This is a genomic window from Streptomyces viridiviolaceus (assembly GCF_014650995.1).
Lineage (GTDB): Bacteria > Actinomycetota > Actinomycetes > Streptomycetales > Streptomycetaceae > Streptomyces > Streptomyces viridiviolaceus.
Map to the genome: position 1 here is coordinate 267,125 of NZ_BMWA01000002.1, position 23,320 is coordinate 290,444.

The 23,320-nt window shown below is 71.0% G+C and carries 14 protein-coding genes; 9 read left to right on the forward strand and 5 right to left on the reverse strand.

The annotated features are described in order from the left end of the window. Window positions 1-57: 57 nt before the first annotated feature. From dxs to IE260_RS03280, 3 genes are all read left to right on the forward strand, one after another. The gene (gene dxs, locus IE260_RS03270; RefSeq protein WP_189868905.1) at window positions 58-1,989 is read left to right on the forward strand and encodes a 1-deoxy-D-xylulose-5-phosphate synthase; all 1,932 of its coding nucleotides are present in this window, start codon (window positions 58-60) and stop codon (window positions 1,987-1,989) included. A gap of 149 nt (window positions 1,990-2,138) precedes the next feature. Then, complete coding sequence (locus IE260_RS03275; protein WP_189868906.1) at window positions 2,139-3,659, forward strand: amino acid permease; 1,521 nt, start codon at window positions 2,139-2,141, stop codon at window positions 3,657-3,659. 72 nt (window positions 3,660-3,731) lie between these two features. Continuing rightward, entirely contained in the window at window positions 3,732-5,189 is a 1,458-nt protein-coding gene (locus IE260_RS03280; protein ID WP_189868907.1) for an ArnT family glycosyltransferase, read from the forward strand. A gap of 82 nt (window positions 5,190-5,271) precedes the next feature. Here the strand turns inward: IE260_RS03280 and IE260_RS03285 are convergent, their stop codons facing one another. Then, entirely contained in the window at window positions 5,272-5,646 is a 375-nt protein-coding gene (locus IE260_RS03285; protein ID WP_189868908.1) for a PIN domain-containing protein, read from the reverse strand. 80 nt (window positions 5,647-5,726) lie between these two features. On the opposite strand from IE260_RS03285, the gene IE260_RS03290 reads away from it, so the two are divergent. After that, window positions 5,727-6,746, forward strand: coding sequence for a PLL family lectin (locus tag IE260_RS03290; RefSeq protein WP_189868909.1), 1,020 nt, complete (start codon window positions 5,727-5,729; stop codon window positions 6,744-6,746). 132 nt (window positions 6,747-6,878) lie between these two features. Further along, window positions 6,879-8,000, forward strand: coding sequence for a PLL family lectin (locus IE260_RS03295; protein WP_189868910.1), 1,122 nt, complete (start codon window positions 6,879-6,881; stop codon window positions 7,998-8,000). 178 nt (window positions 8,001-8,178) lie between these two features. Here the strand turns inward: IE260_RS03295 and IE260_RS03300 are convergent, their stop codons facing one another. Next, on the reverse strand, window positions 8,179-9,270 hold the full coding sequence (locus tag IE260_RS03300; protein WP_189868911.1) for an LCP family protein: 1,092 nt from the start codon (window positions 9,268-9,270) through the stop codon (window positions 8,179-8,181). A gap of 370 nt (window positions 9,271-9,640) precedes the next feature. Between IE260_RS03300 and IE260_RS03305 the strand changes: the two genes are divergently transcribed. After that, a complete protein-coding gene (locus IE260_RS03305) occupies window positions 9,641-13,612 on the forward strand; it encodes a bifunctional glycosyltransferase/CDP-glycerol:glycerophosphate glycerophosphotransferase (RefSeq protein WP_229880386.1) in 3,972 nt (1,323 codons plus the stop codon). Window positions 13,613-13,730: 118 nt separating this feature from the next. Here the strand turns inward: IE260_RS03305 and IE260_RS03310 are convergent, their stop codons facing one another. After that, window positions 13,731-14,642, reverse strand: a complete 912-nt coding sequence (locus tag IE260_RS03310) for an endonuclease/exonuclease/phosphatase family protein (RefSeq protein WP_189868913.1) — start codon at window positions 14,640-14,642, stop codon at window positions 13,731-13,733. A 71-nt stretch (window positions 14,643-14,713) separates the two neighbouring features. Between IE260_RS03310 and IE260_RS03315 the strand changes: the two genes are divergently transcribed. From IE260_RS03315 to IE260_RS03325, 3 genes are read left to right on the forward strand one after another with little or no spacing between them, the layout of a single operon-like run. Further along, window positions 14,714-16,195, forward strand: coding sequence for a hypothetical protein (locus tag IE260_RS03315; RefSeq protein WP_189868914.1), 1,482 nt, complete (start codon window positions 14,714-14,716; stop codon window positions 16,193-16,195). A gap of 47 nt (window positions 16,196-16,242) precedes the next feature. Further along, on the forward strand, window positions 16,243-17,757 hold the full coding sequence (locus tag IE260_RS03320; RefSeq protein ID WP_189868915.1) for a hypothetical protein: 1,515 nt from the start codon (window positions 16,243-16,245) through the stop codon (window positions 17,755-17,757). A gap of 46 nt (window positions 17,758-17,803) precedes the next feature. Continuing rightward, complete coding sequence (locus tag IE260_RS03325; protein WP_189868916.1) at window positions 17,804-19,315, forward strand: hypothetical protein; 1,512 nt, start codon at window positions 17,804-17,806, stop codon at window positions 19,313-19,315. Window positions 19,316-19,381: 66 nt separating this feature from the next. Here IE260_RS03325 and IE260_RS03330 read toward each other — a convergent pair whose 3' ends face one another. Both IE260_RS03330 and IE260_RS03335 read right to left on the reverse strand, forming a co-directional pair. Beyond that, complete coding sequence (locus IE260_RS03330; protein WP_189868917.1) at window positions 19,382-21,511, reverse strand: 3-hydroxyacyl-CoA dehydrogenase NAD-binding domain-containing protein; 2,130 nt, start codon at window positions 21,509-21,511, stop codon at window positions 19,382-19,384. Continuing rightward, window positions 21,508-22,725 (reverse strand): thiolase family protein, encoded by a 1,218-nt coding sequence (locus IE260_RS03335; RefSeq protein ID WP_189868918.1) that lies wholly within the window; start codon window positions 22,723-22,725, stop codon window positions 21,508-21,510. The genes IE260_RS03330 and IE260_RS03335 overlap by 4 nt, the downstream gene beginning before the upstream one ends. Between the last annotated feature and the right edge of the window lie 595 nt (window positions 22,726-23,320).

The following is a 23,320-nucleotide window of genomic DNA, read 5'->3' on the forward strand; positions in this document are numbered from 1 at the left end:
CATTAGACTCGTCAGGCCCGGCAACAGCTCGAACAGCTCTACTGCAAGGAGGCACGGGTGCCGCTGCTGACCCGCATCACGGGACCGCGCGATCTGGACCGGCTCAGCCTGGAGGAGCTGGACCAGCTGGCAGAGGAGATCCGGACCTTCCTCGTCGAAGCCGTGTCCAAGACCGGCGGCCACCTCGGCCCCAACCTCGGCGTGGTGGAGCTCACCCTCGCCCTGCACCGCGTCTTCGACTCTCCGAAGGACAAGGTGCTCTGGGACACCGGCCACCAGTCCTACGTGCACAAGCTGCTGACCGGCCGGCAGGACTTCTCCAGGCTGAAGATGAAGGGCGGCCTGTCCGGCTACCCCTCGCAGGCCGAGTCCGAGCACGACGTGATCGAGAACAGCCACGCCTCCACCGTCCTCGGCTGGGCCGACGGCCTCGCCAAGGCCAACGAGCTCCTGCACCGGGACCGCCACGTCGTCGCGGTCATCGGCGACGGCGCCCTCACCGGCGGCATGGCCTGGGAGGCGCTGAACAACATCGCCGCCGCCAAGGACCGCCCGCTCGTCATCGTCGTCAACGACAACGAGCGCTCCTACGCCCCGACCATCGGCGGCCTCGCCAACCACCTCGCGACCCTGCGCACCACCGACGGCTACGAGCGCTTCCTGGCCCGCACCAAGGAGGTCCTGGAGCGCACCCCGGTCGTCGGCCGCCCGCTGTACGACACCCTGCACGGCGCCAAGAAGGGCCTGAAGGACTTCATCGCCCCGCAGGGCATGTTCGAGGACCTCGGCCTGAAGTACGTAGGCCCCATCGACGGCCACGACATCGAGGCCCTGGAGTCCGCACTCACCCGCGCCAAACGCTTCGGCGGCCCGGTCATCGTGCACTGCCTCACCGAGAAGGGCCGCGGCTACCAGCCCGCCCTGCAGGACGAGGCCGACCGCTTCCACGCCGTCGGCAAGATCCACCCCGACACCGGTCTGCCGATCTCCACCTCCGGCGCCGACTGGACGTCCGTCTTCGGCGACGAGATGGTCCGGCTCGGCGAGGAGCGCGAGGACATCGTCGCCATCACCGCCGCCATGCTCCAGCCGGTCGGCCTCGACAAGTTCGCCAAGGCGTTCCCCGAGCGGGTCTACGACGTCGGCATCGCCGAGCAGCACGGCGCCGTCTCCGCGGCGGGCCTCGCCCACGGCGGCCTGCACCCGGTCTTCGCCGTCTACGCCACCTTCCTCAACCGCGCCTTCGACCAGGTGCTGATGGACGTGGCCCTGCACAAGTGCGGCGTGACGTTCGTGCTGGACCGGGCCGGCGTCACCGGCACCGACGGCGCCTCCCACAACGGCATGTGGGACATGTCGATCCTCCAGGTCGTCCCCGGCCTGAGGCTCGCCGCCCCGCGCGACGCCGAACAGGTCCGCGCCCAGCTGCGCGAGGCCGTGGCGGTGGACGACGCACCGACCGTGGTGCGCTTCTCCAAGGGCGCGGTCGGCCCCGCCGTTCCCGCCGTCGGCCGCGTCGGCGGCATGGACGTGCTGCGCGCACCCGGCACCGACACCCCGGACGTGCTGCTGGTCTCCGTCGGCGCGCTCGCCCCGATGTGCCTGGAGATCGCCGACCTGCTGAACAAGCAGGGCATCTCCACCACCGTCGTCGACCCGCGCTGGGTCAAGCCCGTCGACGAGGCCATGGCCCCGCTCGCCGAGCGGCACCGCGTGGTCGTCACCGTCGAGGACAACTCCCGCGTCGGCGGCGTCGGCTCCGCCGTCGCCCAGGCCCTGCGGGACGCGGGAGTCGACGTACCGCTGCGCGACTTCGGCATCCCGCCGCGCTTCCTCGACCACGCCTCCCGCGCCGAGGTGCTGGCCGAGATCGGGCTCACCGCGCCCGACATCGCCCGTCAGGTCACCGGTCTGGTCGCCAAGCTCGACGGCGCCCGGTACGAGCGCCCGGGCGCCGAGGCGGACTCGGTGGAGGCCGCGCGCGACTGAGGTACCGCGACCGGTGTACCGCCGATGGGCCGGTCTCTCCACTCGTTGCAGTGGTGAGACCGGCCCATCCGCGTGATTCCACCCGCGCCGGGGCATACGCACTAGGCCCCCTCTCGATCATGTCGAGGACGACAAGCGTGGGAGGACCCGTGAGCAGCAGCCTCTTCAGGACGAAGAACGTCGAGCAGTCCATCCGGGACACCGAGGAACCCGAGCACGCGCTCAAGAAATCCCTGTCCGCGCTGGATCTGACCGTCTTCGGCGTCGGTGTCATCATCGGCACCGGCATCTTCGTGCTGACCGGAACCGTCGCGAAGAACAACGCCGGCCCGGCGGTCGCCCTGTCCTTCGTGGTCGCCGGTGTCGTCTGCGCGCTCGCGGCGCTCTGCTACGCCGAGTTCGCGTCCACGGTGCCGGTGGCCGGCTCCGCCTACACCTTCTCCTACGCCTCGCTCGGCGAGCTGCCCGCCTGGATCATCGGCTGGGACCTGGTCCTGGAGTTCGCGCTCGGCACGGCGGTGGTGGCCGTCGGCTGGTCCGGCTACATCCGTTCGCTGATGGACAACGTGGGCTGGCAGATGCCCGAGGCGCTCAGCGGCCGGGAGGGCACCGAGGGCTTCGGCTTCGACATCCTCGCCGCCGTCCTGGTGCTGATCCTCACCGTCATCCTCGTCCTCGGCATGAAGCTGTCGGCGCGGATCACCTCGATCGTCGTCGCCATCAAGGTCGCCGTCGTCCTCATCGTGATCGTCGCGGGAGCGTTCCTCATCGAGGGTTCCAACTACGACCCGTTCATCCCCGAGTCCAAGCCGCAGGAGGCCGGCCGCGGCCTGGATTCCCCGTTGATCCAGCTGATGTTCGGGTGGGCGCCCGCCGACTTCGGCGTCATGGGCATCTTCACCGCCGCGTCCGTCGTCTTCTTCGCCTTCATCGGCTTCGACATCGTCGCCACGGCGGCCGAGGAGACCAAGAACCCGCAGCGCGACATGCCCCGAGGCATTCTCGGCTCCCTGTTCATCTGCACCGTTCTGTACGTCCTCGTGTCGATCGTCGTCACGGGCATGCAGCACTACAGCAGGCTGTCCGTCGACGCCCCGCTCGCCGACGCGTTCAAGGCCACCGGGCATCCCTTCTTCTCCGGCGTGATCAGCTTCGGCGCCGCCGTCGGCCTCACCACGGTGAGCATGATCCTGCTGCTCGGCCAGACCCGGGTGTTCTTCGCGATGAGCCGTGACGGACTGCTGCCCCGCTTCTTCTCCGTCGTCCACCCGAGGTTCAAGACGCCGTACCGGCCGACCATCCTGCTCGGCGTCATCATCGCGATCGTGGCGGGCTTCACCAGCCTGAGCGAACTCGCCGAGCTGGTGAACATCGGCACGCTGTTCGCCTTCGTCATCGTCGCGATCAGCGTGATCATCCTGCGGCGGACCCGGCCCGACCTGCCCCGCGCCTTCCGCACCCCGTTGGTTCCGCTGCTCCCGATCGTGTCGGTGGCGGCCTCGCTGTGGCTGATGCTGAACCTGCCCGCCGAGACCTGGGTGCGGTTCGCGGTGTGGATGGCGATCGGCGTCGTCGTGTACTTCCTCTACGGCCGCTCCCACAGCCGTCTGGGGCGCGGTGAGTTCACCGGTCCCGACCTGTCCAAGCCGTCGGGCGGAGACGCTCGGTAGTCGTCCCGGCGGGTCGAAATGACGGCGTATGCCTGTTTGGAGAGTAATTGCTGGGCCGGATAGCGTCTGCGCATGCCCGCCCAGACCGTCGCGCCGTCACCTTCCGTATCCGAAGCGGGTGCCGGTGCCGGCTACTGGACGCGCCTGCTGCCGCTGCTCGCGGTGCTGGCCTGTGTCACCCGCATCCCGTCGTTCACGCGTCCGCTGTGGAACCCGGACGAGGGCTATCTCGCCGTCCAGGCAGGCATGCTGGCGCACGGCGGTGAGCTGTACGGGACGGTCGTCGACCGCAAGCCGCCGCTGGTGCCGTGGCTGTACCAGGCCGCGTTCGCGCTGGCCGGTCCCGAGTCCCTGACGTCGGTGCGGATCCTGGCGGTCCTCGCCCAGCTCGCCACCGCCGTGGCGCTCGCCTCCCTCGCCCGGCGCCGCTGGGGCGACACCGCGGGGCGCACGGCCGGGGTGCTGTACCTGCTGATCTCCGTCGGACTCAACCCGGAGGACGCGCAGGCGGCCGCCTTCGAGGTGTTCATACTGCCGTGTACGGCGGCCGCCATGTGGTGCGCCGACCGCCGCCGCTGGGGCGCGGCCGGCCTCGCCGTCGGCTGCGCGTTCCTGGCCAAGCAGACCGGCGGGGCGGTCCTGCTGCCGGTGCTGTGGCTGTGCGGCGCCCGGCGGGACGGACCGGTGCGGGTGATTGCGGGGGCGGCGGCGCCGGTACTGGCCGCGGCGCTGGTCACGGACCCGGCGGGCTTCCTCTTCTGGACGGTCACGGGATCGGGCACGTACGCGTCCTTGGGCGGCTCCGTCCTCCACATCGCGGGCCGCGCCCTGGGCAACGCCGCGATCCTCGCGGTCGCCTGCGCGGGCTTCCTCCCGTCCCTCGTACGGAACCGGCACGCCGCCCGCACCGGCACCACCGACCTGTGGCTGTGGCTCGCCGCGTCGGCCGGGGCGGTCGCGGTGGGCCTGCACTTCTTCGGCCACTACTACCTGCAGCTGCTGCCGCCGCTGGCCCTGCTCGCCACGGCCGCGTTGCGCGCCCTGCCGCGGGACCGCCTGCCCGGCCCGGTCCTGGCCACGGCCTGCTGCTGCGCCCTGTTCCTGACCTGGGGCCTGCTCGCGCCCAGCACGGAGCTCGATCACGCACGCCGCCTCGCGGACGCCGCCGCCCACCGCACCGGTCCCGGCGAGCGGGTCCTGTTCTGGGGCATGCACCCCGAGGCGTACTGGTTGGCCGGCCGCACCCCGGCCAGCCGCTACCTCACCGCGGGACTCCTCACCAACTACAGCGGCGGCCGCGACGGCACCCGGACCGGGGAGCCGTACGCCGTCGAGGGCGGCTGGACGGTCTTCCGCGAGGAACTGGCCACGCACCCGCCGGCCCTGATCGTCGACGACTCCCGCGGCAAGCCGTACGCGCCGGACCGGCTGCCGAGCCTGCGCCGGCTGCTGGCGGCGGGATACGAGGAGGCGGGGACGGTGGACGGGGCGGTGCTGTACGAGCGGGCGGGGAGACGGGGACGGGCATGACACGGGCCGGGCGCAGGACCCGGGTGCCGGCCGAGCGCGGCCGGCGTCCTCGGCGTGGCGTCCGGTTTCGGGGTGTCCGGGGTCACGACGGCCGGACCGTACGCGGACCCGCCACCTCCGCGCCCAGTTCCGTCACCCGGCGGCGCAGTTCGCGGTCGGCCGTCACGACCAGGACGGGGCGGTCGCCGGCCCGCGTGACCAGCTCGACCATGTGGTCGTCCCCGCTGCCGGACGCGGACTCCACCCGCACGCCGGGCACCGAGTCCACGCCACGGGCGGCGCCCTCGACGACGAGGACGATCTCCACCGGTCCGGGCTGCCCGGGAACCCCGTCCTGCGCCAGCCGGTCCCGCAGCCGCTCCGCGGCTCCGCGCCGGTCCCGCCACCAGCCGTCGGGCACCGACCCGACGACGTTCGCGGCGTCGACGATCACCAGCAGGGCTGCGTTGTCGTCCATGCCGCACAGGGTCGCACGGGCCTCCCCGGCACGTCGTACCCGGTCGGCGAGGTCCGACCGCCCCCGCTTAGAGTGATCCGGTGAACGGCGACTGGCTTCTCCTCGGCCGCGACGGCCGCCTCAGTGTCTACCTCCCGTCGGACGGCGCCGCCCTGTGGCGTGCCGAACGCGTACCCGGCGGTGCCTGGGAGGCTCCGCGCAGGATCGGCGGCGACCAGGAACTGCACCCCGGCCTCGCGGTCGGCCGGGGCGCCGACGGCTACACCCATCTGGTCGCGTGGCGCCCCACGGGGACCGGCACTGCTGCACTCGTGCACTCCACGCACTTCAGGCCGCTGCTCGCACCCCTGGACTGGCAGCCGGCCGGCCACCCGAACAAGCAGGGCGACCGCACCGGAACACCGGCCGTCGCGGTCGACGCACAGGGCCGCGCCCACCTGTTCGTGCGCAACGGGGGCGGTGGCATGAGCATGCTCGCCCAGAAGGAGAAGGGCGGCTGGGAGCCCTGGCGGGACCTGAAGGGACGTGACGTCCAGGAGCAGCCCGCGGCGGTGACCGGCCGGTCCGGACTGGTCGAGCTGTACGCGGCCGTCCCCGGCGGGGTCATGCACTGGCGGCAGGAGAAGCCGGGCGCGCGTCCGGTGCCGCAGGAGGGGATCGACGCGACGGTCCGCCCGGGCACCCTCCGCGCGCTCGCCACGTCCGACGAGAGCACGACCCTCTTCTTCACCGACGACGACACCGGCGAACTGTGCGCCTGGCGCCCGGGGGAGAAGGTGATGCCCCTGGTGACCGCCGCCGGCCCCGGCCCGCTCGCCGCCGTCCGCTGCGAGATCGACGGCCACGACTGCACGCTGCTCGCCCAGCGTTCGGCCGGCGGCCGCGTCGCCTTCGCCGCGTACCCCGCGGAACAGGAGGCGGCCGGCGCGGCGTGGACGGAGTCGGGCCCTGCGCTGCCGGCGGACGCGGTGGTGTCCCTGGCACTGGACGCCGACGGCCGGCTGGTGGCGGCGAGCCTGTCACCGTCGACGGGACAGCTCCTGGTGAGCCGCCGCAAGGACGAGCCGGGGCTTGCGCTCGGGGCCTGGCAAGCCGTCTGACGTCGCTTCAACGGCCCGGTGACCGAGCCATGGGGAACTGATGAACGAACGGCATATGATGTTCCGCGTTCTAGGGTCGCCGGCCGTGACACTGTCCGTGACACGGCGGGCTTGAGGAAGGTGCACCAGGCCATGCGGAGAAGGTCGGCAGGCCCCGTCGGCGCCGCCCGCCAGGTCGGGCCGGGCGCCGTGGAGCGGGCTCAGGACACGGCCGGGTCGGCCCACGGCGACTGGCTGACGCTGGGAAGGGACGGCCGGCTCAGCCTCTACGTGCCCACCGACGGCGGCCTGTTGCGCTGGACGGAGACCACCGTGGGCGGCCCCGCGTGGAGCGGACCGCATTTCGTGGCCGTCGCGGGACTGACCCATCTGACGGTGACGCAGGGCGCGGACACCTATGTCCACTTCCTCGGCCGCAGGGAGCGGGAGCGTGCCGACGGCGCGCTCGGCGTGGACGTCGTGCACGCCATCCAGTACCAGACGGGACTGGCCGTCACCGAATGGCGCTCGCTCGGCAACCCGCACCGGGACCGTGAGCAGGGCCGCGAACTGGGGGCGCCGGTCGGGGCGGTCGCGGCCGACGGCACCGTGCACGTCTTCGTGCGGAACGCCAACGGCGGGCTGGCACTGCGCCGCGAGTCCCCGACCGGCAAGTGGCGGGCCTGGGAGGATCTGCAGGGCAGCGGCATCGACGCCGCGCCCGCGCCGATCGCCCTCGCCGGGGGACGGCTGGAGGTCTGCGCTGCCGCGGCTCCGGGCATGTTCGTCTGGCGTCAGACCGAACCCGGCGGCGACTTCGACGGCCCCCGGGGCTTCGCGCTGCGTCCGGCGCCGGGCACGGTCACCGCGCTGGAGACCGGCCCGGACCGTGCCACGTTCTTCTGGACCGACGCCGACAGCGGTGGCGCGGCGGCTTGGCGGGCGGGCGACTGGCCCGCCGCGCTGGGCGGGTCGCCGGCCGGGCACCCGTACGCCTCCCTGCGTACGACGGTGGACGGCTACGACTGCGTCGTGCTCGCCTACCGGGACCGGGACGGCTCCGTCGTGCTCGGCATGGGCGGCACCGAGAACGAGGCCGGCGGATTCTGGTGGTACGCGCTGGCCGAGTCCTGCCAGGGGGTTCCCGCACTCGCGCGCGACGGCCGCGGGCGGGTGGTGATGGCGCTGGTCGGACCCGACGGCGCGCCGAAGGTGGCCCGACAGGAGGACGGCGCCGGCCTCACTCTCGCCCGGTGGCACACCCTCGCGTACTAGGGGGTGACCGCCGGACCCCGTCGCTGACGCGGGGGTCCGGCAGGCCTTCCCACTTCTGAAGGGCGGCAGCGGCGTCGTCGGTCGGCGGCCCAGACAAGCCACCGCTGGTTTCCCGCGACCTGGTCCGCGGCACCCGCAACCGAGCGGCCGACGCCGTCGCGAGGTGACGGACGGCGGGTCAGCCGCCCGCCGCGGGCGACTTCTTCGCGGACTCGGGGATCTCGGAGTCCGAGCGGACGGCCTTCCACAACTGAGTGGCCTGCGGCTCGGCGGCCACGACCCGGTTCGGATCGGTCTTGTCGTACGCCACCGGCAGCATGATCGTCTCCATGGTCGCGGGGTCGACCCCGTTCATGCTGCGCGCGAAGTCCGCCAGGCTGGTCAGCGAGGCCAGCTCGGAATCGGTGGTGAGCGCCGAGGTCAGGGTGTCGGCGATCTTGTAGGTCTTGGTGGGGCTGCCCAGCAGGTCCTGTCGCTTGACCTCGCTCAGCAGCGCGATCAGGAACTGCTGCTGCAGTCCGATGCGGCCGAGGTCGCTGCCGTCGCCGACCCCGTGCCGGGTCCGCACGAACGCCAGGGACTGGGTGCCGTCCAGGGTGTGGGTGCCTGCGCTGAGGTCGAGGCCGCTGGAGCTGTCCTTGATGGGCTCGTCGACGGTGACGGTCACGCCGCCGATGGCGTCGACCAGTCCCTTGAAGCCGGCGAAGTCGATCTCCATGTAGTGGTCCATGCGGACGCCGGACATCTTCTCGACGGTCTTGACCACGCAGGCGGGTCCCGCCAGCGAGTACACGGAGTTGAACATCACGCGCTTCGCCTCCGGGAGCGCGGACCCGTCGGACTTGGTGCACTCCGGGCGGGTGACGAGGGTGTCGCGCGGGATGCTGATGGCGACGGCCTGCTTGCGGCCCTCGGGGATGTGCACCACCAGGGCGGTGTCCGAACGGGCGCCGGAGACCTGGCCGGTACCGAGCGAGGCGTTGTCACCGGCACGCGAGTCCGACCCCAGGACCAGCAGGTTCTGTCCCGACGTCGGCAGCTTCTCGGGGCGGTCGTCGCCGAGGGCCTTGTTCAGGTCCACGCCGTCGATGTTCCCGTTCAGGCCGTTGTAGAGCCAGTAACCGGTGCCGCCGGCGGCGAGCAGGAGGACGAGGAAGGCCAGCAGGACGATGCGTCCCCAGCGCCTCCGGCCGCGTTGCGCGCGGCGACCGCCGCCGGGCGGCGCGGCCCGGCGGGCACGCCGGGACTCCGTCGTGGCACTGTGTGACATGCTGTTCGGTTCCTCTCCTCACGGGCTCCGCGCAGCGGAGTCGCAGGGCCCGGGTGGGGGGAGACCGGCCCACTATGCGGTCGTGTCAGTGCCAGAACTATATGCGCCGACCCATAGTGACTTTACGAGCCGGGAACCTTAGCGCGTTACAGCGATGGACGCCACATTAACTGGCCTTGACCATCCTTAAGGGTGACATAAGATGTGGCAAACCTGTGACCGTGGTGAAGGGGGGCTTTCTCGGCGGTCAGAGGTGCCGGTGAAGCCAAGGCGGTGGAGGGGGCCGCGGGTACACCAGGTAGGGGTGGGGCGTCCAGTACGGACTGTTGGTGGCCCGCTGGGCGAAATGTCTTGGTAGGAGTACGAGTTGGTGGATCGTCCGCGTCTGAGCGTTGTCGTGCCCTTCCAGGACGTCGAGACCTATCTCGCCGAGTGCCTGGAGTCGATCGCGCGCCAGTCGTTCCGCGACTTCGAGGTGATCCTCGTCGACGACGGCTCCACCGACGGCTCCTCGCGGATCGCCGCCGACTTCTGTGCCGCCGATCCGCGCTTCCGGATGATCCGCCAGGAGGCGCACGGCCCGGGCCACGCACGCAACACCGGGCTGCGGGCCATGCACCCCCAGGGCGAGTTCCTGGCCTTCGTCGACGGGGACGACGTCATCCCCGAGTACGCGTACGGCCTGCTGATCCGCACGCTGGAGGAGTCCGACTCGGACTTCGTCTCGGGCAACGTGCAGATGATGAACTCCACCAAGAAGTGGCAGTCGCCGCTGCACAAGGGCCCGATGCAGAAGAACCGGCGCGGCACGCACATCACCCGGTTCGAGGCCCTGATCTACGACCGCACCGTCTGGAACAAGATGTTCCGGCGGTCCTTCTGGGACTACCACTTCATCGAGTTCCCCGAGGGCGTCATGTACGAGGACTCCTGGGTCAACATGTACGCCCACTTCCGCGCCGCCAAGGTCGACGTCATCACCGACATCGTCTACTTCTGGCGCCGGCGCGACGGCGGGGCCGCGCCGTCCATCACCCAGCGCCACAGTGAGCTGTCCAACCTGCGCGACCGGGTCGCCGCGGTGCAGTCGGTCAGCCGCTTCCTGGCGGAACGGCGCTCGCGCCAGTACGAGGAGAGCAAGCGCAAGTACGACCTCGCCTGCCTGAAGTCCGACCTCATGCTGCACCTGAAGGTGCTGCCGGACGCGGACGAGGAGTACCGGCAGGCCTTCATGCAGTGGGCCAACGAGTTCCTCGACGAGGCCGACCTCACCATCATCGACGAACTGCCCGCGGACGCCCGGGTCAAGTGGCTGCTGGTGCGCGAGGGCCGGCTGGCCGAACTTCTGGACGTCATCGAGTTCGAGCGCCGCGGCGGACCCATGCCCGTCCAGCGGCGCTGGCACCGCTACCTCAAGTACCCCTACCTCGGGGACCGGGAGGTCGGCCTCGACAAGAAGGCGTTCCGGCTCGACAAGGAACTCTCCCTGCACGGTTCGCTCAGCGGTGCCCGCTGGAGCACCAACGGCGACCTGCTGACCCTCACCGGCACCGCCTACGTGCGCTTCATCAACGTGCACAAGAAGCACATGTCGGTGAAGGCGATCGCCCTGCGGAACAAGAAGCAGGGCCGGATGGTGATCACCACGGCGAAGACCACCTACGCGCCGCAGGCCACCGAGCACTCCAACCAGAATCGTTACTGCTACGACTGGGCCGGCTTCGAGGCCCGGATCGACACCACCCGCCTGAAGCGCAAGGGCCAGTGGGTCGAGGGCACCTGGGACGTGGCCGCCGGCGTCCTCAGCCGCGGCCTGTTCCGCTACCGCGGCATCGACCGGGGCGGCGCGGGCAGCGCCGCCAACCCCCCGTACAAGTACGTCGACAAGAACACCCGCATCCTTCCGGTCTTCCTCCAGGGCAAGCTGAAGCTCCGCGTGGAGGTCGTGCGGTGCCGGATCACGAGCCACCGCCTGGTCGGTGACCAACTGGAGCTGCGCGGGGTGTACCTCGGCCCGAAGGTGCCCGAGTGGGGCAAGCTCCGCGTCACCAGCCTCAGCGGCGCGGGCCGGCACGACGGCAAGGTGTACTTCACCCCCGGCGGAGAGGGCTGGTGCACCTTCGCGGCCCGGCTCCCGCTGCGCTCCCTCGTCCCCGGCTTCCGCGCCGACGCCCAGGCGGACACGGACATCCCGCAGTCCTGGAGCATGGGCAGCAACGGCTGGAAGACGACCCTCCACGTGGAGGGCCGCAAGATGACCATGTATCCCGTCATGGCGGAGGACACGCCGGACGGGCACTACCGCATGCCCGCCTCGCTGCAGACCCGGGAGGGCGACCGCGAGGTCGTCGTCCACCGCAACGGCTCCGGATACCTCGTGCTCTTCGAGCGCGCCACCCTCCCCACCGCGACGGCGTTCGCCTGGCACGAGGACGGCGCGCTGGAGATCCACGGCCGGTACCTGGCCGCGGACCGGCTGTCGCCACAGGAGTACCAGGACGCGCACATCGTGGTGCGCTCCCGCGCGCACGGCGCCGAGCGTGACGTCCCGCTGCAGTGGAACGGCAACGAGTTCCGCTGCGTCCTCACCCCCGCCGCCATGCGGACGCTGGCCGGTGACATCCCGCTCGCGTCCGGTCGCTGGGACTTCTTCCTGCGACGCCAGGACCTGTCGGCGGTGGCCCGCGAGGACCGCCTCGAAGACCTGATGGTGAAGATCGAACAGGACCTCGTCCGCGCGTTCCCGGAGGAGTACGAGGAGGACGAGCGCCGCTACGAGCTCCAGGCCGAGGCGTACGACCGGCTGTCCCTGCTCGTCCACTCGGCCATGCCCGACAACGCCCGGGGCCCCTACCGCCAGAAGCTGCTGCGCACCAAGGCGTATCCGGCGGCCCGGCGGCAGAGGGTGCGCCCGGCCGTCCTCTTCGACGCCTTCAAGGGCACCCAGTACTCCGACAGCCCGCGGGCGCTGCACGAGGAACTGCTCCGGCGCGGTGTCGACCTCGAGCACCTGTGGGTGGTGCGCGACGACCAGGTGCAGGTGCCGCCCTCGGCGATCCCGATCCGCATGTGGTCGCCCGAGTGGTACGAGGCCCTCGCCACCAGCCGGTACGTCGTCGCCAACAACCACCTCCCGGACTGGTTCCAGAGGCGGGACGGCCAGATCGTCGTCCAGACCTGGCACGGCACCCCGCTGAAGAAGATCGGCCACGACATCGAGTCCATCCACTTCGCCGACCAGCGCTACCTGGAACGGGTCGAGAAGGAGGTGCAGAACTGGGACATGCTGGTCTCGCCCAACAGCTTCTCCACCCCGATCCTGCAGCGCGCCTTCGGCTTCCCCGGCGAGATGGTGGAGTCCGGCTACCCGCGCAACGACGTCCTGCGCCTGCCCGGCATGGAGCGGCGGGAGCAGGAGATCCGGCGGCGGATCGGCCTGCCCGAGGGCAAGCGCGTCGTGATGTACGCCCCCACCTGGCGCGACGACCAGTACTACGCGCCCGGCAAGTACAAGCTCGACTTCCGCATCGACCTCGCGGACGCCCGGGACCGGCTGGGCGACGACCACGTCCTCCTGGTCCGCCGTCACCCCAACGTGGTGGACCCGGTGCCGGGCGCCGGCGACGGATTCGTCTTCGACGTCTCCGACTACCCGGACATGGCCGACCTCTCCCTGATCACCGACGTGATGATCACGGACTACTCCTCCCTGATGTTCGACTACGTCAACACCGGGCGGCCGATCCTCTTCTTCACCTACGACCTCGACCACTACCGCGACACCCTGCGCGGCTTCTACTTCGACTTCGAGAGCAGCGCCCCGGGCCCCCTCCTCTACACCTCGGAGGACCTGGTGTCGGCCATCCGCCAGATCGACCGGATCCAGGAGGCGTACGGCGAGCGTTACCGCTGGTTCCAGCGCGAGTTCTGCGACCTGGACGACGGATACGCCTCCGCGCGCCTCGCCGACCGGATGCTGGTGGCGGGCGGCGACCTCGCGCCCGGGCAGGCGCTGGCACCGGCCGTCGGCACCGTGAACACGGCGCAGACGGTCCGGCCCATGACGCCGATCCAGGGGCCCGCCGGAAACTGGTTCACCGCGCCGCGCCGGGCGGCCCGCCCGGAGACCGGCCCCGCCCGCGTCGTCAACGCGCTGCCCGCGCAGCCCTCCCCGGCGCACGCGCCGCAGCTGGAGCAGTCGTACCCGCAGCAGCCGTACGCGCACGAGCTGCCGCACTCACAGGTACCGCAGCTCATGCCGGCCGGCTTCCAGCAGCCGGCCGAACCGGTCGGGCAGACGCCGCCCACCGCCGGCCGGACCTACGAAGGCGCGATCGTATGACGCCGATGGCTCAGCCGGACGGCGCCGACGCTCCATGACCGCACCGTCGTCCGCGTCCCCGGTGCTCGGTCCGTCCCCCGTTCAGGGTGGGGGAGCCGAGCGCCCCTTCGGCGTGGCCTCAGGCGGTGTCCACCCGCATCAGCAGCGCCCGGTGGTCGGAGACGCCGGTGTCGCGCACCGTGCAGCCGGACCTGGGCAACCCGGTGAAGAGATAGTCGAGTTTGTGGCCGGACACGTGCGTCGGGCGCCCCGACCGGTCGGAGGCGGAGGCCTGGTCGCATTCCCGGTAGGCACGGTAGGCGGCGGACGGCCACACCCAGCTGGACGGATTGCGGGCACCCGGCGGGTTCAGGTTGAAGTCGCCGCCGAACACGGTGCGCCGCTGCGGCACCGCCGCGAGGAGCGCCTCGAGCTGGTCGTCGCGGTACTCCCAGTCGGGGTGCGCCCGGTCGCTGCCGGGAACGCTCAGGTGGGCGTTGCACACCTGGACGTCGAACGCCGCGACGGTCGCGCACAGGATGCCCCGCCGCAGTCCGACCGAGGGCTGGAGCGAGGGCACCGACCGTACCGAGGACAGCGGGTGGGCCGACAGAAGGGCGAGGCCGGCCCTGCCCAGTCCGCGTCCCTCGCAGGGGACCGTGCCGGTGCGCCCGCCGCGGTCGCGCCAGGTGTAGGGCCGGAAGGACAGCTTCCAGGACTTGCCGAGTGCCTTGCGCACCGACTCGGCGTGTGTGGCGCAGGCCTCCTGGAGCAGCACGACGTCGGCCCCGGCGCCGACGAGCCGTTCCACCGCCCGCCGCTTGGCGGCGGCACTGCCGGTGTCCGCGCAACCCCACTGCCGGACGCCGCACATGTTCCAGGTCGCCACCGTCAGAGTGCGGTCCGCGGCGAGGGACCGCGTCCTGCCCGTGGCGTTCTGCACGAGCGGCACCGCGGCGAGGACGGCCGACAGAACGAGCACCGAGGCCACGGCGAACAGCGCGCGGCGTCGGCGAAGGCGGGGCGGGTGCGTGGAGGCCACGAGAGGCATCCCGACATCATGACCGATCAGACGATTCGGCGCCAATACGACGATCTGCCCCTGAGACTGGAGTTCCGTACATGTCCAAAGCACCCTCAAGCGGGCGGAAGCTGTTCAACGGGATCGAGGCGTCCGGTGCGTTCCCCGTCGAGTACCGGTTCTCGCACGCCAAGAGCGGCAACCGTCACCTCGTCGTCGTGTTCGCCAACTTCTCGGCACCCGAGGACTACGGCTGGTCCAACGGTGTCTTCGACAACGTGCGCGCCAACATCCTGTGGATCCGCGACCGCTTCGACGGGATGAACGCCTACTACCTGTGCCGGAACATGGACTTCGGCCTGGCGGACTCGGTGCAGACCCTCATCTCGAACGTCATGAGGTCGCTGCGGCTCACCCCGGACCAGGTCACCCTGTGGGGCGGGTCGAAGGGCGGCAGCGCGGCGCTGTACTTCGGACTGCGCTACGGCTACCGGAACATCGTGGCCATCGTCCCGCAGTTCCTCATCGGCGACGCCCTGGAGAAGCGGCACCCGAAGGTCTCCGCCTACATGCTCGGCGAAGGGGCACAGGCGCACAACGCGCGGGTCCTGGACGCGCTCATCCCCGATCTGGTGCGCGCGCAGGCGAACCCCGGCGCCAACATCTACGTGCTGTCCTCGCCGCAGGACGAGCACTACACCGTGCAGGTGGAGCCGTTCCTCGGCATGTTCCAGGGGTACGAGAACTTCAACTTCATGTACAGCGAATCACCGACGATCACCGGGCACGCCACGGTGACGAGGCGGAACGTGCCGGCGCTGGTCGGTCTGCTGAACCTGCTGGCCGACGGCTACGCCCCCCGCCTGGGCTTCGTGCGGCACGCCGCCGAGGAGTTCGACCGCGACCAGTCGGACATCGATGCCTACCTCTCCTCCACCTCCAAGGTGCAGAACGCCGACGCCTTCCCGCCCCCGGTGGTGACGACCCCGGACTACAACGGCGAGGTCCCCGTCACCGACCCCCGCTTCGCCGGGCTGGCCCCGGGGGCGGTGCGGGTGAGCATGTGGGAGAACGGCAAGTTCGTGGCCTCACCGGAGGTCGCGGCCGACGGCACCTGGTTCTGGGAGCCGGCCAAGCCGTGGGCCAAGGGCAAGCACCTGGTCAAGATCTTCGCGGTGGACCCGGCGGGCTTCCACTCGAGCCGGGTCGAGGTCCCCTTCACGGTCGTGGACTCCGCCCCCGGCCCCGGAGCCGGGGCGGTGCCCTCCGGCACCGTCCTCCACCCGCCGGTCGTCTCCGTCCCGGGACCGCAGCAACAGGTCGGGACGGCGGTCGCGTTCCACGGGACCGCGCCGGGCGCGGTACAGGTCCGCTTCCGGGAGAACGGCGTGCACCTGGGTGCGGTGGCGGTCGCGCCGGACGGGATCTGGGGCTGGGACGCGGGCTGGGCGTGGCCCGAGGGGCCGCACCTGGTCGAGGTCGTCGCGGTGGACGCGAACGGCATGGAGTCCCCACCCGCCCCGGCCGCCTTCACCGTCCTGACCGCGTCCGCCCCCGCCGGGTACTTCACGCCGCGGTACTGACCGCCGACGGCCGCCGATCCTGAACGACTCACGAGTGGAAGCCGCACATGCCCAAAGCAGCGTCGAAGGGGCGCCAGATCATCACCGGGATCGACACGTCCGGTGCGCACCCCGTCGAGTACCGGTTCGCCCACGCCAAGAAGGGCAACCGCCACCTGACGGTGGTGTTCGCCAACCTCGCGGCCCCGGACGACTACGGCTGGTCCACCGGTGTCCTCGACGACCTGCGGTCCAACATCCTCTGGATCCGTGACCGTTTCGACGGCGGGCTCACCTACTACCTGTGCAGGGAGATGGACTTCTCCGTCGAGAGGTCCGTCATCGACCTCATCGCGAAGGTGGTGAAGGCCCTCGGCCTGACCCCGAACGACGTGACGCTCTGGGGCAGTTCCAAGGGTGCCAGCGCGGCCCTGTACTTCGGGCTGCGGTACGGGTTCCGCAACATCGTCGCGTGTGTTCCGCAGTTCCGCATCGGCACCTTCGTACGGGAGACCTATCCCAAGGTCGGCCGGTCCATGCTGGGCGAGGGGCTGCCGGAGGAGAACGCACGGGTCCTCGACGCGATCCTCCCCGACCTGCTCAGGGCGGGCGCCAACCCCGAGGCACACATCTACCTGGTGTCGTCGCCGCAGGACGAGCAGTACCGCAGCCAGGTCGAGCCCTTCCTGGAACTGCTGCGCCGCTACCCGAACTTCAACTACATCCACAGCGAGTCCCCGTTCGTCAAGGAGCACAACCAGGTGACCGTGCGGAACGTGCCGCCACTCCTGGGGATCGCCTACCTGCTGGTCGAGGGGATCACCCCGAGGCTTGGCCTGACCCGGCACGGCTACGAGGAGCCCGACCGGGACACGTCGGCCATCGACGACTTCCTCGGCGCGACCGCCAAGGTCAAGGAGAAGGGGACCTTCCAGCCTCCCGTGGTGACCGTCCCGGCGATGGGCGGGCAGGTGCCCCGGACGGGCTCGCGGTTCACCGGGTCCGCCCCGGGCGCGGTGCGGGTGAGCCTGTGGGAGAAGGGCAAGTTCCTCGGGTCGCCGCCGGTCGCGGCCGACGGCACCTGGTTCTGGGAGCCGGCCAAGCCGTGGGCCGCGGGGGAGCACCGCGTCAAGATCTTCGCGGTGGACCCGGCGGGCTTCCACTCCGCGACGACGGAGGTCCCCTTCACGGCGACGGACGGGGACGCCGTGGCGGCACCCGCCCAGGCGGTACCGGCGGACGCCGTGCCCGGTGCGCGGTCCGCCGTCCCGCGGGCGCAACCGCCTGTCGTCTCCTTGCCCGCGGCTCACCAGCAGGTGACGGGAACGGCGGTAGGTTTCCGCGGCATCGCCCCGGGCGCGGTGCAGGTCCGGTTCCGGGAGAACGGCGCCCTGCTCGGGGCGAACGGGCTCCGGCCGGACGGTACCTGGGCCTGGGAGCCGGGCTGGCCGTGGCCGGAGGGCGCGCACCTGGTCGAGGTCGTCGCGGTGGACGCGAACGGCATGGAGTCCGCGCCCGCCCAGATCCCCTTCACCGTCACCCCCGCCACCGCACCGGCCGGGTATTTCACGCCGCGGTACTGACCGCCGCCGCGACCGATGTCGAACAACTCCTGAGTGGAAGCCACACATGCCCAAAGCACCGCAAGCACGCGAGCTGATCAGTGGGATCGACACCTCCGGTGCGTATCCCGTCGAGTACCGGTTCACGCACGCGAAGGGCGGCAACCGCCATCTCGTCGTCGTCTTCTCCAACTTCGGCGTCACCGACGACTACGGCTGGTCGAACGGCGTCCTCAACCCGGTGCGGGCCAACATCCTGTGGATCCGCGACCGGTTCCGCGGCATGAGGAGCTACTACCTGTGCGAGGGGATGGACTTCTCCCTGGAGCAGTCCGTGATCGGGGTCATCTCCAAGGTGATGAACGCCCTCGACCTGACCCCGGACCGCGTCACGATGTGGGGCGGCTCCAAGGGCGGCAGCGCGGCCCTCTACTTCGGCATGCGCTACGGGTTCGGCAACATCGTCTCCATCGTGCCGCAGTTCCTCATCGGCACCTACGTGAAGACCACCCACCCGAAGACCGCCCGGTTCATGCTGGGAGAGGGAGCGCCGGCGGAGAACGTCCGGATGGTCGACGCGATCCTCCCCGACCTGGTGCGCTCGGGCGCCGGGCGGCACGCCAACATCTATCTGCTCTCCTCGCCGCAGGACGAGCAGTACAAGGAGCAGGTCGAACCGTTCCTCGGGCTCTTCCAGGGATACGAGAACTTCAACTTCATCTACAGCGAGTCCCCCTACATCACCCGCCACTCGGAGGTCACCAGGAGGAACGTCCCCTTCCTCATGGGCCTGATCAACATGCTCGCCGACGGGCTGCCCCCGCGGCTCGGCATGGTGCGCAACGGGTACGAGGAGCCTGACCGCGACAAGTCGGCCATCGAGGCCTATCTGTCCGACACCTCGCGGGACAAGCCCACCGACCTCGCCCTGCCGGTGGTCACCCATCCGGCACCGAACTCCGAACTGCCGACGGACGGCGTGTACTTCACCGGCGTCGCCAACGGTGCCGTGCGCGTGAGCCTGTGGGAGCACGGCAAGTTCCTGGGCTCGCCGTCCGTGGCCGCGGACGGCACCTGGTCCTGGAAGCTGAGCAAGCCCTGGAGCAAGGGCAAACACCTGGTGAAGGCCGTCGCCTGGGACGCGAACGGAGGCCACACCAAGGGAGTCGTCGTCCCGTTCACCACGGTGGACGGTGCGGCGGCCGGCGCCATGACCGGAATGCCGGCGCAGCCCGGGACGCCGGCCGGGGTGCCCCACATGGACGGGCAGGGGCTGCCGCAGGCCCCGACGGTCCAGTCCCCCGGGGCCTACGAGCAGATCGCGGGGACGGCGGTGCGCTTCACCGGTCTCGCGCGGGGGGCGGCGCAGGTGGGCTTCAGGGCCGGCGGCACGCTCCTGGGCGCGAGCCCGGTCGCGGTCGACGGACGGTGGACGTGGGACTCCGGGTGGCCGTGGCAGGAGGGCAGGCACACCGTGGAGGTGTTCGCCGTGGACGCCGCGGGGACCGAGTCCCCGGCGACCCTGGTGCCGTTCGCCGTCGCGCACGCCACGGCGGGCGCGTCGCAGTTCGGCTACTGACCGGTCCCAGGGCGCGAGAAGGGGCCCCCGCCTTGCGGTGGGGGCCCCTTCGCCGGCGTACGGAGACTACGCGGGAACGCTCGCCACGCCCGGCTCCAGGAACCGCTTGCCGTTCACCCGCTCGGCCACGCCCTCACGGTCCAGGTACGGCGTGATGCCGCCCAGGTGGAAGGGCCAGCCGGCGCCGGTGATCAGGCAGAGGTCGATGTCCTGGGCCTCGGCGACGACGCCCTCGTCCAGCATGAGGCCGATCTCCTGGGCCACCGCGTCCAGGACGCGGGCGCGGACCTGCTCCTCGGTGAGGACGGTGTCGCCCTGCTTCAGCAGCGCGGCGACCTCCGGGTCCAGCTCGGGCTTGCCGCTGTCGTAGACGTAGAAGCCGCGCTTGCCGGCCTCGACGACCGCCTTGAGGTTGGGGGAGACCGTGAAGCGGTCCGGGAACGCCTTGTTGAGCGTCTCCGAGACGTGCAGACCGATCGCCGGGCCGACCAGCTCCAGCAGCACCAGCGGGGACATCGGCAGGCCGAGCGGCTCCACCGCCTTCTCCGCCACCTCGACGGGAGTGCCCTCGTCGATGACGTTCTGGATCTCGCCCATGAAGCGGGTCAGGATGCGGTTCACGACGAACGCCGGGGCGTCCTTCACGAGCACCGCGGTCTTCTTCAGCTTCTTGGCGACACCGAACGCCGTCGCGAGCGACGCGTCGTCGGTCTGCTCGCCGCGGACGATCTCCAGCAGCGGCAGGATCGCGACCGGGTTGAAGAAGTGGAAGCCGACGACCCGCTCGGGGTGCTTCAGCTTCGACGCCATCTCCGTCACGGACAGGGAGGAGGTGTTGGTGGCGAGGATCGCGTGCGCCGGGGCGACCGCCTCGACCTCCGCGAACACCTGCTGCTTGACGCCCATCTCCTCGAAGACGGCCTCGATGACGAAGTCCGCGTCCGAGAAGCCCTCGGCCTTGTCCAGGACGCCGCTCACGAGCGCCTTGAGGCGGTTCGCCTTGTCCTGGTTGATCCGGCCCTTGCCGAGCAGCTTGTCGATCTCGGCGTGGACGTAGCCCACACCCTTGTCGACGCGCTCCTGGTCGATGTCGGTCAGGACGACCGGCACCTCCAGGCGGCGCAGGAAGAGCAGGGCGAGCTGCGAGGCCATCAGGCCGGCGCCGACCACGCCCACCTTGGTGACCGGGCGGGCCAGCGACTTGTCGGGCGCACCCGCCGGGCGCTTGCCGCGCTTCTGCACCAGGTTGAAGGCGTAGATGCCGGAGCGCAGTTCGCCGCCCATGATCAGGTCGGCGAGGGCCTGGTCCTCGGCGTCGTAGCCCTGCTGGAGGTCGCCGTTCTTGGCGGCGGCGATGATGTCGAGGGCACGGTAGGCGGCCGGGGCGGCGCCGTGCACCTTGCCGTCCGCGATGAACCGGCCCTTGGCGACCGCCTGGTCCCAGGCCTCGCCCCGGTCGATCACCGGACGCTCGATCTCGATCTCGCCCTTGAGGACGGACGCGGTCCAGATCAGCGACTGCTCCAGGAAGTCGGCGCCCTCGAAGATCGCGTCCGCGATGCCGAGTTCGTAGACCTGCTTGCCCTTGAGCTGCTTGTTCTGGTTGAGGCTGTTCTCGATGATCACCGAGACGGCCTTGTCGGCGCCGATCAGGTTCGGCAGCAGCGTGCAGCCGCCCCAGCCCGGGACCAGACCCAGGAACACCTCGGGGAGCGAGAACGCCGGGAGGGCCGCGGACACCGTCCGGTAGGAGCAGTGCAGGCCGATCTCGACACCGCCGCCCATCGCGGCACCGTTGTAGTACGCGAAGGTCGGCACGGCCAGCTTCGACAGCCGCTTGAAGACGTCGTGGCCGCCCTTGCCGATGGCGAGCGCGTCCTCGTGCCGCTTGAGCAGCTCGACGCCCTTGAGGTCGGCGCCGACCGCGAAGATGAACGGCTTGCCGGTGACGCCGACGCCGACGATCTCGCCGTCCGCCGCCTCCTTCTCGACCTGGTCGATCGCGGCGTCGATGTTCGCCAGCGACTGCGGGCCGAGGGTGGTCGGCTTGGTGTGGTCGTGACCGTTGTCGAGGGTGATCAGGGCGAAGCGCCCGGCACCCAGCGGCAGGTCGAAGTGGCGTACGTGCGCCTGCGTGACGACCTCGCCCGGGAACAGCTCGGCCGCACCCTTCAACAGCTCTGCGGTGGTGCTCACTTGTCCCCCTCGAAGTGCGGGTTCTCCCAGATGACCGTCGCGCCCATGCCGAAGCCGACGCACATGGTGGTCAGGCCGTAGCGGACGTGCGGCTGCTCCTCGAACTGGCGGGCCAGCTGCGTCATCAGCCGGACGCCGGAGGAGGCCAGCGGGTGACCGAAGGCGATGGCGCCGCCGTACTGGTTGACGCGCTCGTCGTCGTCGGCGATGCCGTAGTGGTCCAGGAAGGCCAGCACCTGGACGGCGAAGGCCTCGTTGATCTCGAACAGGCCGATGTCGGAGATGGACAGGCCGGCCTGGGCGAGGGCCTTCTCCGTGGCCGGGATCGGGCCGTAGCCCATGACCTCCGGCTCGACGCCCGCGAAGGCGTAGGAGACGAGGCGCATCTTCACCGGGAGGTCGTTCTCGCGGGCGAAGTCCTCGGAGGCGATGAGGGAGGCCGTGGCGCCGTCGTTCAGGCCGGCCGCGTTGCCCGCGGTGACCCGGCCGTGGACACGGAACGGCGTCTTCAGGCCCGCGAGGTTCTCCAGGGTGGTGCCCGGGCGCATCGGCTCGTCGGCGGTCACCAGACCCCAGCCGGTCTCGCCGCCCTCCGGGTTGGTGCGGCGCACGGAGACCGGAACCAGGTCGGCCTGGATCTTGCCGTTGGCGTACGCCTTGGCGGCCTTCTCCTGCGAACGCACCGCGTACTCGTCGGCGCGCTGCTTGGTGATCTGCGGGTAGCGGTCGTGCAGGTTCTCCGCGGTCATGCCCATGAACAGGGCGGACTCGTCGACCAGCTTCTCGCTGACGAACCGCGGGTTCGGGTCCACGCCCTCGCCCATCGGGTGACGGCCCATGTGCTCGACACCGCCGGCGATGGCGACGTCGTACGCACCGAAGGCGACGGAGCCGGCCACCGTGGTGACGGCGGTCAGGGCACCGGCGCACATGCGGTCGATGGAGTAGCCCGGGACCGAGGTGGGCAGGCCGGCGAGGATGCCGGCGGTGCGGCCGATGGTCAGGCCCTGGTCACCGATCTGGGTGGTCGCGGCGATCGCGACCTCGTCGACCTTCTTCGGGTCGAGGCCGGGGTTGCGGCGCAGCAGCTCCCGGATCGCCTTCACGACGAGGTCGTCGGCGCGGGTCTCGTGGTAGATGCCCTTCGGGCCCGCCTTGCCGAACGGGGTGCGGACGCCGTCGACGAAGACGACGTCCCTGACGGTACGAGGCACGATGGCTCTCCTCCAGGGTGCGGGGTGGCACTGCTGCGGCACGCATGCACTGAGCGCGCGCTCAGCCCCATGCTACTTGTGGGTAACGTAGCTGCCCAGTCCCCCTGGCCGGAGCGGTGAACGTCACACCCCCGACGGACCCCACCAGGCAGAGCGACGCGGTGAACGCCCCCCGCCTGACCCCCACCGAGAACGGCACCCGGGCCCGGCCGCCCTCCTGAACGCCCCGAAGGGGGGCGGGGAGCTGCACGCCCACCACGACGAATCCGCAGCCGCCCATGAGGACGACCCGGCAGACGCTCAGCGCGTGTCCCGGCACGGCGCGGAGGGGGGAGGAGGGGGGGAGGCTGGGGGGAGCGCGGGTCCCGGGCCGCCCGCTGCACGCCTGGAAGGGGCGCGGGGAACTGCGCGCCCGACCACGACGAACCGGCAGCCGCCCACGAGGAGAACCCGGCAGACGCTCAGGCGTGTCCCAGCAGGAGCGGGTCCCGGGCCCGGCCGCCCGCTGCACGGCTGAAAGGGGCGCGGGGAACTGCGCGCCCGACCACGACGAACCGGCAGCCGCCCACGAGGAGAACCCGGCAGACGCTCAGGC